This is a genomic window from Corynebacterium sp. HMSC077D03 (assembly GCF_001808545.1).
Lineage (GTDB): Bacteria > Actinomycetota > Actinomycetes > Mycobacteriales > Mycobacteriaceae > Corynebacterium > Corynebacterium simulans.
Map to the genome: position 1 here is coordinate 73111 of NZ_KV793706.1, position 16335 is coordinate 89445.

The 16335-nt window shown below is 58.8% G+C and carries 15 protein-coding genes; 1 reads left to right on the top strand and 14 read right to left on the bottom strand.

Annotation, left to right across the window (positions count from 1 at the left end):
• The first annotated feature begins 183 nt into the window (after window positions 1-183).
• On the top strand, window positions 184-489 hold the full coding sequence (locus HMPREF2888_RS10775) for a hypothetical protein (RefSeq protein ID WP_061922779.1): 306 nt from the start codon (window positions 184-186) through the stop codon (window positions 487-489).
• 202 nt (window positions 490-691) lie between these two features.
• On the opposite strand, the gene HMPREF2888_RS10780 is transcribed toward HMPREF2888_RS10775, so the two are convergent.
• The 14 genes from HMPREF2888_RS10780 to HMPREF2888_RS10845 all read right to left on the bottom strand — a co-directional run bounded on the left by HMPREF2888_RS10780 (window position 692) and on the right by HMPREF2888_RS10845 (window position 16280).
• Window positions 692-871, bottom strand: a complete 180-nt coding sequence (locus tag HMPREF2888_RS10780) for a hypothetical protein (RefSeq protein WP_061922781.1) — start codon at window positions 869-871, stop codon at window positions 692-694.
• A gap of 87 nt (window positions 872-958) precedes the next feature.
• Window positions 959-1513: a hypothetical protein gene (locus HMPREF2888_RS10785; protein WP_141741049.1), complete on the bottom strand. Its 555-nt coding sequence runs from the start codon at window positions 1511-1513 to the stop codon at window positions 959-961.
• A 100-nt stretch (window positions 1514-1613) separates the two neighbouring features.
• Window positions 1614-2198, bottom strand: coding sequence for a DUF421 domain-containing protein (locus HMPREF2888_RS10790; protein ID WP_070518777.1), 585 nt, complete (start codon window positions 2196-2198; stop codon window positions 1614-1616).
• A 99-nt stretch (window positions 2199-2297) separates the two neighbouring features.
• Window positions 2298-4379 (bottom strand): bifunctional metallophosphatase/5'-nucleotidase, encoded by a 2082-nt coding sequence (locus HMPREF2888_RS10795; RefSeq protein ID WP_070518778.1) that lies wholly within the window; start codon window positions 4377-4379, stop codon window positions 2298-2300.
• 217 nt (window positions 4380-4596) lie between these two features.
• Window positions 4597-6912: a RelA/SpoT family protein gene (locus HMPREF2888_RS10800; RefSeq protein WP_371326273.1), complete on the bottom strand. Its 2316-nt coding sequence runs from the start codon at window positions 6910-6912 to the stop codon at window positions 4597-4599.
• Between the two features lie 54 nt (window positions 6913-6966).
• Entirely contained in the window at window positions 6967-7521 is a 555-nt protein-coding gene (locus HMPREF2888_RS10805; protein ID WP_062038815.1) for an adenine phosphoribosyltransferase, read from the bottom strand.
• A gap of 50 nt (window positions 7522-7571) precedes the next feature.
• Window positions 7572-9221, bottom strand: coding sequence for an ABC transporter substrate-binding protein (locus tag HMPREF2888_RS10810; RefSeq protein WP_246815070.1), 1650 nt, complete (start codon window positions 9219-9221; stop codon window positions 7572-7574).
• Between the two features lie 32 nt (window positions 9222-9253).
• Entirely contained in the window at window positions 9254-10447 is a 1194-nt protein-coding gene (secF, locus tag HMPREF2888_RS10815; protein ID WP_061922797.1) for a protein translocase subunit SecF, read from the bottom strand.
• 2 nt (window positions 10448-10449) lie between these two features.
• Window positions 10450-12234 carry a protein translocase subunit SecD gene (gene secD, locus HMPREF2888_RS10820; RefSeq protein WP_201040720.1) on the bottom strand — a complete coding sequence of 595 codons (1785 nt, stop codon included), beginning with the start codon at window positions 12232-12234 and terminating at the stop codon, window positions 10450-10452.
• Between the two features lie 233 nt (window positions 12235-12467).
• Window positions 12468-12824, bottom strand: a complete 357-nt coding sequence (gene yajC, locus HMPREF2888_RS10825) for a preprotein translocase subunit YajC (protein WP_070433166.1) — start codon at window positions 12822-12824, stop codon at window positions 12468-12470.
• A 60-nt stretch (window positions 12825-12884) separates the two neighbouring features.
• Complete coding sequence (gene ruvB / locus HMPREF2888_RS10830) at window positions 12885-13970, bottom strand: Holliday junction branch migration DNA helicase RuvB (protein WP_061922803.1); 1086 nt, start codon at window positions 13968-13970, stop codon at window positions 12885-12887.
• Between the two features lie 66 nt (window positions 13971-14036).
• Window positions 14037-14651: a Holliday junction branch migration protein RuvA gene (gene ruvA, locus HMPREF2888_RS10835; RefSeq protein WP_061922806.1), complete on the bottom strand. Its 615-nt coding sequence runs from the start codon at window positions 14649-14651 to the stop codon at window positions 14037-14039.
• A 101-nt stretch (window positions 14652-14752) separates the two neighbouring features.
• The gene (gene ruvC, locus HMPREF2888_RS10840; RefSeq protein ID WP_061922809.1) at window positions 14753-15334 is read right to left on the bottom strand and encodes a crossover junction endodeoxyribonuclease RuvC; all 582 of its coding nucleotides are present in this window, start codon (window positions 15332-15334) and stop codon (window positions 14753-14755) included.
• A 190-nt stretch (window positions 15335-15524) separates the two neighbouring features.
• Window positions 15525-16280, bottom strand: a complete 756-nt coding sequence (locus HMPREF2888_RS10845) for a YebC/PmpR family DNA-binding transcriptional regulator (protein ID WP_061922812.1) — start codon at window positions 16278-16280, stop codon at window positions 15525-15527.
• Window positions 16281-16335 lie beyond the last annotated feature (55 nt).

Sequence of the window (16335 nt, forward strand, 5' to 3'; positions counted from 1 at the left end):
GCGCAGGCCTTTTCACAAAATAGGCTCTATCATCTAGTGCATTTTTCCTATTTCTCCTGCACACAACATACCTACAGATACTTCACAGGATGAACTTTTTCGCTTTTTCGGTTGCATATCTTCAGGGCCGGAACTAACATTCGTGGGGTCTTTGAAATTCCCAAACTCTTAAGGATTGAACACATGAAGTTCTTCTCCCGCAAGGCACTGGTTGCAGCTGCTGCAGCCGCTACCATCTCCTTCGGCGGCGCTGGCGCTGCTATGGCTGCAACCCCAGCCGCAACTACTTCCACTACCACAACGGCTGCTCCTACTACTACTCAAACCCCTACGGAGACCAAGACCCCTGAAAAGGAAGGTTCCTCTTCCTCTTCCTCCGACGATTTCACGGCAAAGGACGTCAAGGAGTGGATCGGCGTTGCCACCGCAGTCATCACCGCCCTCGGCGCACTGTTCGGCTTCGTCAACAAGTACTTCAAGATCTTCTAAACTCGATCCGAAGATCTAGAACAACCGCTCACCATTTGGTGGGCGGTTTTCTTATGCCTGACCTGCTGTGGTTTCAGTGATGCACCGGACGGTTTCAGCTAAGCACCGATGCCAGAGAACGCATCACGCGCAAAACTAAACCCTCGATGCAAACAACGGCATCGAGGGAATTCCTATTTGAGTGCTCCTCAATAAAGCTCTGCTAGCGCACAATTCGTCGAATACCGAACACGCCCAAGACTTTCTCCCACCAGGGAAGGTTACGTGGCTCATTCAAACGCTGCATGTATGCCTTCATGAAGAAATGTGCCTCTTCCAGCGCTTCAAACTCTTCGTCAGAAATCGCCTGAGAATTCTGAGCAGACCTATCTGCAATCGTCATGGCACGTCCCTCCTCTTTCGGTGCCCTTAACCTTACATCGCTGATACAGCGTAATCCACCCTTTTTCCTGGGTAAAGATTGAGGCGTTTACGCTTCCTCACTAGATTCCGTCGTCGAGTGCTCACGCTCTACACCATTCTCATAATTCTCCTTGATGTATTCCGATATTGCTTGGACAAACGTCTCGTCTTCATCGGAGCGATCAGACATTGTCACGAGCGTTGGCAACAACTGCCATCCTGCTCGACGTTTTCTTTCGTCGCTATCAAGAGTTAGATTCATTGCCCACTCGATTCTGTTGTAGTAGGCATCGCGCCTATCTGAACTTTGTTTTTGCTTGAACGAACGCCAGGCGATTACGAGACCTACAACAGCAACAATTGCGTTCGGAATCGCCCCACGGTAATTCACGAGCTTTAAAATTACATCTTTCCACTCGTCACCCGTAAGCCACCAAGTCAGAAGGAATGCTGCAGCAACTCCGATGATAACAATGACGAGCAATATGCAAAGTGCGCCAGGCAAGGAAACAGACCACCCTATAAGCCTGTCTCGAGTCTTCAGCGATCGATCCTGACTCTTCGGTGTCATTGGCTCCGCCATCTGCGTGTTAGGGGGTTCTTCCTCATTAGTGTCGCTCATCAGAAGAAAGAATATTCGAAAAAGATTAAGTTGTCAGAAGTCCGGAGCTTTTATCAGAGCTTTCCAGGTAGCTTGGCATTACGAACAGCCCAATGCACAGCTACTTCTCCCCTGGTTTGTCGTCCATGCCCTCGATGAGCTCAGCGCCGAGGATGTCGCGGAAGAGGTCCGGGTCAACGAATTGGCCGATTTTGATGACGGAAATTTGGCCGGTGGGTTCGAGGATCATCATCTGAATGTCGCCGCGGCGGCCGAGTCCGGCTTTGCGGGTTGCGGAATTTACGTCGCTGACGGTGATGTGGGCAAAGTGCATGTTGTCTTCGAGCAGCTCGCCGTTATAGACCAACAGCACGGGACGGCGGTCTAGGTAGCGGGACCAGCCGATGTAGCGGCGGATGGTGCCGAAGGCAGCCTCTAAAACCATGAGCGTTAGAAGGCCGATGACGCCGGCGGCAAGGGTAGGTGGATTACCCACGATGACACGGCCGGCCACGGCACCGAACATAATGATGATGACCGCATCGGAGGCAGTCATCGACGTCAGCACGCGGGTGCCAAAGAGCTTGACCAGAATCATAAAGGCCAAGTAGATACCGATGGTGGCAAGTAAGACCACGGGGATTCGGTGTGGCTCAATGCCTAATTGATATACCGACTCACGCCCGATCAAATCCACAATATCCACGTCAAACTACTCTACTACCACGCTTTTCCTTCACGGAGCTTGGATAGACAAAGGCACCGTGGAGAAGATTCCACGGTGCCTTGCTTTAGACTGCAGTGCTTATATGTTGAACTGCTTGCGCAGGTTCTCAATGAAAGCACGCACCGGCGCCGGCAGCATGTGCATGTTCATGCCCACCACACCGATGATGCCCACGATGGCAGCGATGACGCCCGCGGCAATGCCCAGGCCCTTGGAAGAACCGGAGTCCAGGGAGGACAGGGAGCTCAGCGAGGAGCTGTCGGTAGTATCGCCCTTGCCCGGCTCGGCGCTGCAGGTGGCGTCGTCAAGCGGCAGCGTTGCCTCAGTGCCAGCGTCGGTGGTGATTTCGAGCGGGGTATCGCAAGTGAAGTCCGCCGGCACGTTAAGCTTCAGCGTCGCGCGGCCGCGCTCACCGAACTGGTCGTCACCGTCCTGCTTCGCGTTGTCGATATCCGCAGTGGCGGTCTCATCCCCCAGCTTGACCGTGGCGGTCTTTGCCATCGGCTCGCCCTCAGAGGTGTAGTTGAGGGAGGACAGCTCCACGGTGATCTCATTGCCCGGCTTAACCTCGCCGGTGATGTGAGCGCCAATCTGGCCCTGACCCTCACGAGCGGCTGGCTTGCCAGCCTTGATGTAATCAATCATGGCCTGAGTGTCCATGTAGCCCAAGTCCACAACATCCTTGATGGCGCCCTCAGCGAAGTAGCCGTCGCCGCCGCCGATGAGGAAGGTGGACAGCGCGATGGTGTAGTCCTTGCTCGGGTCGACCTGCTCACCGTCGATGGTCACGGACTTAATGCGGCTACCGTGCTCACCGGTCTGGTCATAAACCACTTGCACGTTATCGGAAAGGCCCATGGCCAGGCGCGGACGAGATGCGCCTTCCTGCCACTGGTTCTCCAGAGCCTTGATGAGGTCAGCGCCGGAAACCTTGCCGTAAGCCACGGCGTTGCCGAATGGCTGCACCGTGAAGACATCCTTGTAGGTGACCTCGCCTGCAGGCAGGTCCGCGCGCACACCACCGGCGTTCATGACGCCCAGGTCGATCTCCTTGCCCACGGCCTTCGCCACAGATTTGCGCTGTGCCTGCGCGATGAAGTTGTTCAGGGTGGATTCCACGCCGCGGTTGGAGCCCGAACCCTTGCCCTCATCGGAGCCACGGAAGAGCGCCTCTGGCATGGTGCCCACGACGTCAGCACCGAGCTCCTCCGCCTTGGCCGCAGCTTCATCGACGATCGCGGCGATTTCGGCATCCTCGCTAAGCGAAGCCGCGTCCGTCGCGTCGTACTGCTTCATTTTGATGTCGGTGACCTTCTTCGCCTTGGTGTCGAAGGTGATATCCAGGTCGTTGAGCAGCTTGCCGTACTCGTGGCCCTGCGCCCACTGCAGCGGCAGGGCGCCCTCGCGGGCGACCTCGCCCTGGGTCTTCACGTGGGTATCACCGCCGAAGAGCGCATCAACGTCGGTGCTGAATCCGTCGGCGAACTGCTGGGCGTCCTCGTGGAAGAGCGCGATGACGACGTCAGCCTCGCCGGATTCCTTCAGGTGCTTTGCCTCTTTATTGGTGGCCTCAACTGGGTCGGTGAAGGTCACGCCTGGAATCATTGCCGGGGCAACCTTGAACTCGGTGTTCTGGGTAACGGTGCCAACAAAACCCACCTTGACGCCGCCGATTTCCTGGACGATGGAAGCATCGAGAATCGGCTTGCCATTCTGCAGGACGTTTGCGCCCAGGATCGGGAATTCGGAGTGCGGCTGGATACGGTCCCGCAAGTCATCGACGCCCTTATCAAACTCGTGGTTGCCCACTGCGGTAGCATCGAGGCCCATCGCGTTGAGAACGTCCATGGTGTACTCATCCTCAGAGATGGCGGAGATATATGCAGAACCGCCCACGTTATCGCCAGAGGAAGTCAGCGCATATTCTTGGCCTTCGTTGACCTTCTTAATCAGCGACTGCAGCAGAGCCGCGCCCATCTCATCGCCGGGCTTTACGGTCTTGTCCTTGGGCAGGCCATTTTCCAAATGACCGTGGATGTCAGTGATGTTGCTGACGGAGATAGTCACGGTGTTGTCCTGCGCGAAGGCAGGGGCTCCGCTGAGAGCGACGGCAGTAACGGTAGAGGCAGCGAGCAGCTGGCCAAAGCGACGAAATTTCACGAGTTCTCCTGTTTCATGAGAGAGGTACGAACGTCTTGTTTATAGTCGCTTTAAGGCACCTTCGCAGCCCACATAAATGCTTTTACCTGGCGTTTTACCGGGCATGCCCGGAAAGTTCACCTGCCCGCAAACCGCCAGCTATATGGCATTAAGAAACCCTCACCCTAGGTTGGGTGAGGGTGACGGCGTCCCGCCGTCACGGTCTGGGCTTTACCTTCTAGGCCGTTACGCGGTAGACGTCGAAGACGCCCTCGGTGTTGCGCAGCGTGGTCATAAGCTGGCCCAGCTGCTTGGTATCCGAGATGGAGAAGGTAAAGCGCATCGTGGCGATGTGGTCATCACCGCGATTGGAGCTCATGGACAACACGTTGAGCTTCTGCTCACTGAACACGCCGGTCAGCTCAGCCAGCAGGCCCTGGCGGTCGATGGCCTCGAGCTGGACGCTCGCAGCAAACTCGCCGGCGGCGCCCTTGCCGGAGGACCACTCCACCTTCATCATGCGCTCTGGTTCCTGCTTGAGCTTTTCGGCATTGGTGCAATCTGCACGGTGAACCGAAACGCCGCCGCCACGGGTGACGAATCCGAAGATGGCGTCACCAGGCACGGGCTGGCAGCAGCGCGCCAGCTTAGCCATGACGTCGGGGCTACCCTCCACTAGGATGCCGGTTCCCTTCTCGGAATCGGTGGTGCGTTGAGTACGGGAGTTCTCCAACTCCGTGAGCGAAGTACGTGACGCCAGTGCCTCAGCGGCATCGTCTTGGTCGCCGAAGAGCGACATCAACTGGTTAGCCACGTGCTGGGCCGAGACGTGGCCCGCGCCGATTGCCGTGTAGAGCGAATCGACGTCGTCAAAGTGCAACTGCTCTGCCACTTGGCGCATCGAGGATGCGGTGAACAGGCGGTGCATCGGCAAGCCTCCGCGCTGGATTTCCGCGGCCAAAGCGTCGCGGCCGGCCTCTAGGTGCTCTTCGCGGCGCTCCTTGGCAAACCACTGGCGCACCTTCGCCTTCGCGCGCGGCGATACTAGGAACTCCTGCCAATCACGCGAAGGACCGGCATTCTGATCCTTCGAGGTAAAGATCTCTACCTTGTCGCCGGACTTTAGCTGGGATTCCAACGCCACCAGCTTGCCGTTGACCTTCGCACCGATGCAGCGGTGCCCCACCTCAGTGTGGACGGCATAGGCAAAGTCCACCGGCGTGGACCCCGCTGGCAGAGTCACCACATCGCCCTTGGGCGTGAAAGCAAAGATCTGCTTGGTGGTCAGGTCATAGCGCAGCGAGTCTAAGAACTCGTTCGGGTCTGCAGCTTCCTTCTGCCAATCCAGCAGCTGGCGCATCCACGCCATCTGGTCGACTTCGGCATCGCCGGCGCCGTTCTTGCCCTTTTTCTCCTTGTAACGCCAGTGCGCGGCCACACCGAACTCGGCGTTGTAATGCATCTCGTGCGTACGCACCTGAGCTTCCAGGGTGGAGCCGCCTTCTGCAATCACCGTGGTGTGCAGCGACTGGTAGACGCCGAAGCGCGGGGAGGAAATATAGTCCTTAAACCGGCCCGGCAGCGCTTGGTAGAGCGCGTGGACCACGCCGATGGCGGCGTAGCACGAGTTGACGTCATCGACCAAGATGCGGATGCCCAGGAGGTCGAAGATCTCCGCAAAGTCGCGGCCACGGACCATCATCTTCTGATAAATGGACCAATAGTGCTTCGGGCGGCCCATGACCTCGGCCTGAATGCCGTTTTCACGCAGCGCCGCACCAACCTGCTTCTGGATCTCCTTAAGGGCGCGATCGCGCGAAGGCGCGCGATCTGCCACCATGCGTACAATCTCGTCGTACTTCTTCGGGTACAAGATGGCAAAGGAAAGGTCTTCCAGCTCCCACTTCACGTTCGCCATGCCGAGGCGGTGCGCCAGCGGCGCGATGACGTCTAGGGTCTGGCGCGCCTTCTTTGCCTGCTTCTCTGGCGGCAAAAAGCGCATGGTGCGCATATTGTGCAGGCGGTCGGCGACCTTGATAACCAGCACGCGCGGGTCAGTAGCCATGGCCACGATCATCTTGCGGATCGTCTCCGCCTCCGCGGCGGCGCCCAAGGCGACCTTGTCCAGCTTCGTCACGCCGTCGACAAGCCGGGCAACCTCCGGGCCGAAGTCGCGCGTGAGGTCATCCAACGAGTAGTCGGTATCTTCCACCGTGTCATGCAGCAGCGCCGCAACGATGGTGGTGGTGTCCATGCCGATCTCCGCGGCAATCGTGGCCACCGCCAGCGGATGCGTAATGTACGGCTCCCCCGACTTACGGAACACCCCCTCGTGGAGGCGCTCAGCAGTGTCATAAGCGTTGTTGAGCACTTCTGCATCGGCCTTGGGGTGAAACTGCCGGTGAATGGACATAAGTGGGTCCAAAACCGGGTTGATCCTTACCCTTCCGCCGGTCAAAGACCGCGCTAAACGGGCGGACATGCTGCGCATGCCGCCATTAGGGCGCTTTGTCGACTTCTCAGTGGTCACGGCGTCGCCCTCCTCATAGGTCATGGGGGTGATGTGTTTGGCCTAGTATGGCCCTAGTATGGCCTTAGCCACATCATTCTAGCCGGTCGCGCCCGCCTGATTGAGCACTACCAGCGGAACATCTGCCAATCGCTCGCGGCCGGCTAAGCCATTGACCTCTAGCACCACGACGTTTCCGGCAACTTCCGCACCCGCGGACTCCAAAAGCAACTTCGCGCCGTAGAGGGTGCCACCGGTTGCCAGCACGTCGTCGACAAGCACGACACGTTTGCCCTTGATGTCCACGCCATCGGCCGGAATCTCCAGCGCCGCGGAGCCGTACTCTAGGGTGTATTCCTGGGTCAGTACTGGTGGCGGCAGCTTGCCTTTCTTGCGGATGGCCAGAATTCCCAGGCCCAGCTTATAGGCCACGGCTGACCCCAGCAGGAATCCGCGGGCATCCAGGCCGCCGATCATGTCGGCGCCCAGGTCCTTACAAGCCTGCGCAAGGCCATCGACGACGGCTTGGAAAGCATCGGCGTCGGCTAGCACGGGCGTGAGATCCTCAAAGAGGATGCCCTCCTCCGGGAAGTCCTTCACTAGGCGGACTTTTTCCGCCAGTGCACGTGCAGCGTCTGAATAAACTTCACTCACGGTCTAAAAATCCTTATTAAAAATCAGTGTTAAGTGGAAAGGTCTGCGCACTAGCTCGCGGAAGCGCTCACGGCCCAGCGGTCCATGTTCCAGCCAATGCCCGCGCTGCCAGTGTAAGGCACTACTCCCTTGACGTTGCGATCCACGATGAACACGCGCGGCTGTGCTGCCACCGGAATGGAAGGCACATCCTCCCAGAGCTTTTCCTCCGCGCCTCGAATCTCCTTCAGATTCGAGATATCGGCATCGGGCGTGGTGTACTCGCTCATTGGATCGACAGGACCCAAGAAGACGTCGATGGTAGGCGTCCATGTAACCGGATCCATCTCGAGGTAATGCTGGGACATGTACTCGGCGGACTGGTCCTCGATGGTGATGCCGGCCGGCTCGCACATGGACTTAATTTCCTCCACCATCGCGGCATAGCGCTCATCGGGGCCTAAGTAGCCAATCTTGATGGTATTGCCCGAAAGTTCCGAGGCCTTGGTCATGTCCGCCTTCTTGTGCGCATCCGCGATATCGCTAAGGTGTGTGCCTACCGGGTCGGAGTGACGCAGGGTGCGTGTGTAGACCGGCGGCACGTCCACGCCGGAGATGTCCGAACTGACCTTGGCCAGGCGGGACTGGTCGATGCAGGCCGCGAAGGCTTGACGCGCCCACGGCTCCTGAAAAACGCCAGCCTGCGACAGCGTCAACGCATCGGTCAACCCGCCGACGGTGGGCTCAACCTCATAGGGGCTTTCCTCGTCGGCGGCCGGCAGCCACTTCGGCTTAGCGGAGCCTGCGTCGACGACGCGCAGGTTACCAGACTCCCGCAGCGCCTTAGCATCTGCGGTATTTGGCCACACCACAACCCTGTCAGTAGAGGGCTGATCACCAAAGTATTCCTCATTGGCGCGCAGGATGACCTCGCCGGACTCCCCGACCTTATCCACGACGAAGGGGCCAAAGGAAACCTGCAGCGCGGGATCAAAGTCCTCGGCTGTCGTGGAGAAACCGTAGCGCCAGGTCTCGGCGACCTGTTGTAAGGACGCAGGATCCTGCGTGGACAGCGCCGCGTTGAGCTCTTCTAGGTTCATCCCGGCCTTCTTAGCCACGGCATGCGCCGGCATGACGGTGCCCGGGCCAAAGAGGTAACGCCACCTATCGCCTTGGTCCTTGTTGAAGGTGATGGTGAACTTCTTCGCGTTGGGTGCGCAATCAAAATGCGCGATCTCGCTAGTAAGCGGCATGTGCGAACCAAACTCGGCTGGCATGACGCCAGCGGTATATGCCAACAGGTAGTCATCGCAGGTCACCGGAACGCCGTCGGAGAAGGTTGCCTGCTCCGACAAGGTGAAATTGACCTGCTTATATGGGTTCTCCGGGCTGGCCGGTATCTCCTCGGTCTGCACCAAGTCCGAGTTTGGAATCATCTGCCCCGATGGGCCCGGCATGTAGATGCCTGGGTATAGGCGGCTCGACAGCTGGGCCGCATTCGCAGCGTTGCCAAAGGACGTTCCCGCATTGGTGGTGGCCAGACGGGTGTTGACCATGTAACCGAAATAGTCCGTGGAGTGAGAGCCAGAATCCTTGGCTTGCCCAGCGGAATCCTCGCCTGCCCCATTCGAACACGCCGTTGCGCTTAGCCCGACAACGGCGAGGAGCGCCATCGCAGCTCGCTTGCTCCAATGACGCTCGTTCTGTGGTGTGTTTACCACGGTAGTACTCGCTCCTTTTCGCCCCGTTGTGCTTAACGGCCCGGGCGCCAGCTTGCGCCAGCGCTGCCCGGCGTATCCAGGTTACGTGGGGTGCCATTCTCGCCAGTGCTTGGCGACGCCGCCTTCTCGCCTGTTGCCGCACGCTGCGGCGAAGCCACGGTTCGCGAACCCTTGGCTGCCTCTGTTGTGTCTTCTTCGGTGGCATCCTCGCCGTGCTCGGCGCGGAAGGCCTTGACGGCAGCATTGTGCTTCTTTACTGCCTTGCGGCGGTTAGCCAAGGTAACCAGCAATGGAGTAGCAAGGAAGAGCGAGGAGAAAATGCCCTCGATAACGCCGATCAGCTGGATAAGCGCGAGATCGCGCAGAGTGCCGATGCCCATGAGCCAGACCGCGATAACAAACAGCGCGATGATTGGCAGCACGGAGATGATCGAGGTGGAAATCGAACGCATGACGGTCTGGTTCGTAGCCAAGTTGGCCAGCTCGCCGTAGGTGCGCTTGCGCTGCCCCTCGAAGCCTTCGGTGTTCTCGTTGACCTTGTCGAAGACGATGACAGAGTCATAGATGGAGAAGGTCAGAACGGTCAGCAGACCAATGATGACGGCCGGGGAAACCTCCAAGCCGAACAAGGCGTAAATGCCGGCGATGATCACGCCGTCGAGAATCAGCGCCAAAATGGCGGCGAAAGCCATGTCGCGCTGCAAGCGCACTGCCACGTAGATGGTGGCGGCGACCAAGAATACGAGCATGGCCAGCAACATGCGCTCGGTGATGGAAGAACCCCAGGACTCAGAGACCGTGGAGGAGCCAATCGCATCCGGAGTGGCCTCGCCGGACTCATCCTTCGGCTCGTACTTTTCAAAGATGGCCTGGCGAGCGGTGTCGACCTGCTCCTGGGATAGGCGCTCGGTGGTGATCTCCAAGGTGCGGGAATCGCCAGCACCGACGATCTGCACCATCTCCGGCTCGATGCCGGTTGCTTCCTCGAAGGTGTCTCCTACCTGCTCGGCCACGAGGTCGCCTGCAGGCATGTTGAGCTTGGTACCGCCCTCGAAGTCGAGGGAAAGGCTAAAGCCGCGGATGGCAATCGCCAGGATGGCAGCAACCACGAGGGCTGCGGTGATGGCGTACCAGGTCTTGGAACGGCCAATGAAATCGAATCCGCCCTCGTCCTCGTAGAGGCGGTCCAGCTTGGAAATTTTGTGGGACTTAACGCTAGAGGTCATGCTTACTTCTCCTCCTCGGACAGGCGGGACGCATCGGATTTTCCTGCCGCCGGGGTCTTTGCGTAGTAGCCGCGGGCGCGGCGCTCCTCGACGAGCGCGTAGATGCCGCCGAGACCATTCATTGCGGGCTTCGCAGCCGCAGGCTTGCCGCCGATGAGCTGCATGAGCGGCGCCATGACAAGGAAGGAAACAACCAAGTCGAAGGCAGTGGTAAGGCCCATGGTGAAGGCGAAGCCCTTAACCTCACCGATGGAGAGGAAGTAGACGATGACGGCGCCGATGAGCGTCACGGCGTTACCTGTGACGATGGTGGCACGCGAGCGCTCCCAGGCCTTGGTGGCGGCGGAACGGAAGGAGCGGCCCTCGAGCAGCTCATCCTTGATGCGTTCGTAGTAGACCACGAAGGAGTCAGCCGTGGCACCCACACCGATGACCAGACCAGCGATGCCGGAAAGATCCAGGGAGTAACCAATCCAGCGGCCCAGCAGAACCAGGGCGCCGTAGGTCAGGATGCCGGAGGCAACCAGGGTGATAAGGGAAACGCCAGCAAGTGCGCGGAAGTAGTACAGGGAGTATGCAGCCACGAGGAGGAAGCCGACGATGCCGGCGATAAGGCCCGCCTTCAAAGCTGCCTTGCCCAGTGATGGCGGAACAGTCTCGACGGTGCCGCCAGGCTCGCCGTTGGAACCGGTAAAGGAAAGCGGCAGTGCGCCGTACTTCAGGTTATTAGCCAGGCTACTTGCTTCTTCCTGGGAGAAGTCACCGGTGATGGAGGTAGCAGAACCAACCGGGGTTGCTCCCTGGATGACAGGTGCGGAGATAACCGCGGAGTCAAGGGTGATGGCAACCTGCTTCTGCAGGTTCTCCTGGGTCAGCTTGGACCATGTCTCGGAGCCGTTCGGGCCATCGCCGTCCTTGAACGCGAAGCTGATTTCCATCTGGCCGGTCTGTGAGTTCAGGCCACCGTCGATCGGCTTGTTGGTGTCGATCTCGTTACCGGTCAGGCGAGTGCCGTTTGGATCCTTAATGCCCTCGAGAAGCGGGGACGGCGCCAGAATGTACGGCGTCTTATCAGCAAAGTCACAAGCCACGAACTGCTTGGCTGGATCGTCGGTGCCGGCGAGCGGATCGGTATCGGCGTCGCAACGCATCAGTGCGGAAGCCGCGGAGATAGTCGTGGCGTCTTCAGACTGGCGGTCCTTGAGCAGCATCTTAGTCATCTCATCGCGGAAGTCTGCCTTTTCAAGCGAGTTGGAAGGCTCTTCCTTTGGCTTAGCGGTGACCTTCGGTGCCTCGGATTTCTTAGCATCCTTGTTGCCAGCCTGCTCTGCGCCCTGCTGGATTGCATCGTTGACCTTCTTCAGGGATTCATTGGCCTGCTCAGGGGTGATAACGCGGTATTCCACCCAGCGGTTAGCCATATCCTGCAAGGTGTCTTCCAGCTTGGACATATCCGGCATCGTCTGCTGCGCAACAGGGCGGAACAGAAGCTGGGAGGTCTGGCCCACTGCCTGTGCCTGGGAGGCGTCCTCGCCAGGGACGGTGATAACGAGGGTGGATCCGTTAATAACCACCTCGGAGCCAGAAACGCCCATACCGTTGACGCGCTGTTCAAGGATGTCGCGTGCCTGCTTGAGCTGATCCGGCGTCGGTTCCTCTCCCTGCGGCACGAGGGTCACGCGGGTACCGCCCTGCAAGTCGATGCCGAGCTTCGTCGAAGCCTCGCGCGGGCCGGTTAGGAAAATAAGGGCGTAAATAGCAACGACGATTAGCGCAAACAAGGCCATGGCGCGCTTGGGCCATTGCCTGTTTTTGTTGCGCAATGCGCCACGATTTTTTGCGGACAAGAAGTTCTCCTGTGCAACTAGAAACAGGGTTTAACAAATTAAAAGTGAATAATTCGTGCGGCCAATGTTTTACTGGCGCACGAGCACGATCCCTCATGATACGTCATGGACGGGCCATTAACTCAACGGGATCTCAGCTGTAGCACTGAGTGTGACCAGTGCTACACCAGCAGCTAACGCTGCGAATCCTCAGCAGACTCAACTGACTCAACAGGCTCAGCGGTCCCATCCGCAACGCGTGCATTGTCGACGTCGCGGGCCTCGCCAGGCTGCTCGGCTTCAACGGTGCGCACGATGGCCATCTTGTCGAAGGTTGCGACAACGCCTTGGGCAATCTGTAGCTGCACATCGCCTTCGGTGGTGGCAACCACGGTGCCGTGCATGCCGCCCGCAGTAATAACTTCCTGCCCCGGGGCCAGGTTCTCCTGGAGGTTGCGCAGCTTGTTCTGGTGCTCCTTCTGCTTCCGCATAGTCATGAAGCTAGGCAGGATAATAAGGAGGGCGATAACGAGTAGAAATGCGTATTCCATAACAGGACAGTGTGCCAGAAACCCACATCTAGCGGCTGCCAAAACGCCGCGACGCGGCTTCTAAAACAGCGTCTCGCCCAACGTACCCTCGGGCGGTTCCAATCCAATATGGCGCCAGGCGGCTGCGGTAGCCACGCGGCCCCGGCCAGTGCGGGCAACCATGCCGGCGCGCACGAGGTACGGCTCGCAGACTTCCTCCACCGTGGAAGGCTCCTCACCCACCGCTACTGCGAGGGTGTTGACACCAACCGGGCCGCCGCCGTGGCCCTTGATGAGTGCTTCCAGCACCGCGCGGTCGAGGCGGTCCAGACCTTTTTCATCGACGTCGAAGACGGCCAGCGCGCCCTGCGCTGCGGCGAGGTCAATGTGGCCGTCACCGTTGACCTCGGCAAAGTCACGCACGCGGCGCAGCAGGCGATTCGCAATACGCGGCGTACCGCGCGAGCGAGAACCGATCTCTACGGCAGCATCTTCATCGATGGAAACGTCCAAAATCTTTGCCGCACGGGTGATTACTCGTGTCAGATCAGCAGTGTCGTAGTACTCCATCTGCGCAGTGAAACCAAAGCGGTCACGCAACGGGCCGGTTAGCATGCCGGCGCGGGTGGTAGCGCCCACCAAGGTAAAAGGCGGAATCTCTAACGGGATGGAAGTAGCACCAGGGCCCTTGCCCACAATGACATCGATGCGGAAATCCTCCATCGCCATGTACAGCATTTCTTCTGCCGGACGTGCGATGCGGTGGATCTCATCGATGAATAGGACGTCACCCTCCATCAGATTAGACAGCATGGCAGCCAGGTCACCGGCACGCTCTAGCGCTGGGCCGGAGGTCATGCGCAATGACGTGCCGAGTTCCTGCGCAATGATCATCGCCATGGTGGTCTTACCCAGGCCAGGCGGGCCCGAGAGCAACACGTGGTCTGGAGTTACCCCACGGTTCTTAGCACCCTTCAACACCAGTGAGAGCTGTTCGCGCACTTTGGGCTGGCCGATGAATTCCTCAATGGACTTCGGACGCAAGGAACGCTCAATGTCGTGCTCACCCACCTGCTCGCTCGCGTCAACGTCGAGGTTGCGCTGCGGCACGCTCGGGTCAGCTAGCCCCTCAGGGAGCTGAAACTCAGTGCGTTCTACATCGGACATGCATTCTCACTTAATTTAGATAGTCGGGCGGGGGTTCAGGCTCAAAGTGAATATGAACTGCGAAAGTTACTTCTTGCGTCCCAATTGTGCCAGTGCGCCGCGCAGGACGGTGGAAGTCTCTGCTGCCGGATCTGTCTCCACAATAGATTCCACGACGGGCCGCGCCGCCTTATCGCTAAAGCCCAGTCCAACGAGCGCTTCCACGACCTGCTCGACTACCGGTGCATTGGCCACAGCGGAAGTACCCGTTGTAGCTTCGCCGGCCCCTGCTTGCGGGGCAAAGACGCTGACCTTGTCCTTCAGCTCTAGCGCTAGGCGTTCTGCCATGCGCTTGCCCACTCCAGGAATAGACTGCAATGTCTTTGCATCACCGCTAGAGATTGCCGCTGCCAACTGCCCCGCTCCCATCACGGACAGCGCCGCTACCGCCAGCTTTGGCCCCAAGCCGGAGACGGACTGCAGCACGTGGAACATCTCGCGGTCTTCATCGTTGCCGAAACCGTACAAAGTCATGGAGTCTTCCTTGACCACCATGGAGGTAAGCACGGTGGCTTCCTCCCCGCGGCGCAGGCTTCCGAGAGTTACTGGGGTGGCGAGAAACTTATACCCCACGCCCGCGCATTCGATGACAGCGTGGTCGAGGCCGATGGTCAACACGGTTCCGCGTAGCGAGGCAATCATGTGGGTGGGGCTCCTTTATTTGACGGGATGAAATCTAAAGCGAAGAAACAGTAAGTAAAGCAGTGCGAGTCTAGATAGCGTCATGCTGGCCAGCGCCGCGGCTAAGTACCAGACGATGTCCGCGGCTTATTGGCCCGGCCCTTCACGCCGCTGGTTTTAGGCCAAGAGCCGGTGCTCTCCCCCACGCGGGCCAAAGCGGGTGCACGCCAACAGTGACAAACGGCAAGCGCTAGGGCATCGGCGGCGTCGGCAGGCTTGGGTGCTTCACTCAAGCCAAGGATACGGGTAATCATTACCGTCATCTGCTTCTTATCGGCGCGGCCATTGCCGGAGATGGCTTTCTTTACCTCAGACGGGGTGTACATGTGCACTGGGATGTTGCGCTCAGCAGCAGCAAGCACCACTACGCCAACCACATGGGCGGTCTGCATGACGGTGGAGACCTCGCCGCGTTCGAAGACGCGCTCGATAGCGACCACATCGGGACGGTAATCATCCATCCACTCTTTAACTGCCACCGAAAGACGCAGCAGACGCTCGGTTAGCTCTTTATCGCTCGGCGTACGTGCCACACCGACTGCCACGGGAATCACCGCGCGGCCGCGCCCAGCCTGGACCACCGAAAGGCCACAGCGGGTAAGACCTGGGTCAATGCCCATGACGCGCAAGCCTTCAAGGTTCACGGCAAGCCTTTCTGTGGGTAGTTGAATTTGGAATCCGAGCGAAGTTCAAGAAAAAGATCCAACCACATCATACACACACATGTTCTAAAAATGGAGCGGGGCCAAAACGAGCAACCGCGCCTTTTCTCCTTATCGCCTAAGCAGGGCGGAGAATAAAGCGCGGTGCGAAGTAGCAGAGCCTGACTAAATGCTAGTCCTGCTCGAGCTCAGCCAGAACCTCTTCAGAAAGATCCATGTTGGTGTAGACGTTCTGCACGTCATCAGATTCTTCCAGTGCGTCGATGAGGCGGAAGATCTTGCGAGCGTCAGCGGCACCCAGCGGAACCTCAACGGATGCGCGGAAGTCGGTGTCATTGTCGTCGACCTCGATGCCAGCCTCAACCAGGGCTTCCTTAACTGCCGGGATATCGCCCGGCTGGCAGACAACCTCGAACTTCTCGCCCAGGTCGTTGACCTCTTCAGCGCCTGCTTCCAGAACTGCCATCAGGACGTCATCCTCGCTCAGCTCGCCCTTGTTGACCAAAACAATGCCGGTGCGGGAGAACATGTAGGCAACGGAACCGGACTCGCCGAGGTTGCCGCCGTTCTTGGACATTGCGGTGCGAACATCGGTGGCTGCACGGTTGCGGTTATCGGTAAGGCACTCGATGAGCATTGCCACACCGTTCGGGCCGTAGCCCTCGTACATGATGGTCTCCCAGTCGGCACCGCCGGCCTCTTCGCCGGAGCCGCGCTTACGGGCGCGCTCGATGTTATCGTTCGGCACGGAGGCCTTCTTGGCCTTCTTGATCATGTCATCGAGAGTCGGGTTAGCAGCCGGATCGCCACCACCGGTGCGGGCCGCGACCTCGATGTTCTTAATCAGCTTGGCAAATTCCTTGCCACGCTTGGCATCGTTAGCAGCCTTCTTGTGCTTGGTAGTAGCCCATTTGGAGTGTCCGGACATTTCATCCCTTTCATTGTGGCTCTATGAAACTGCCTGCAATTATACGGACGGGCGT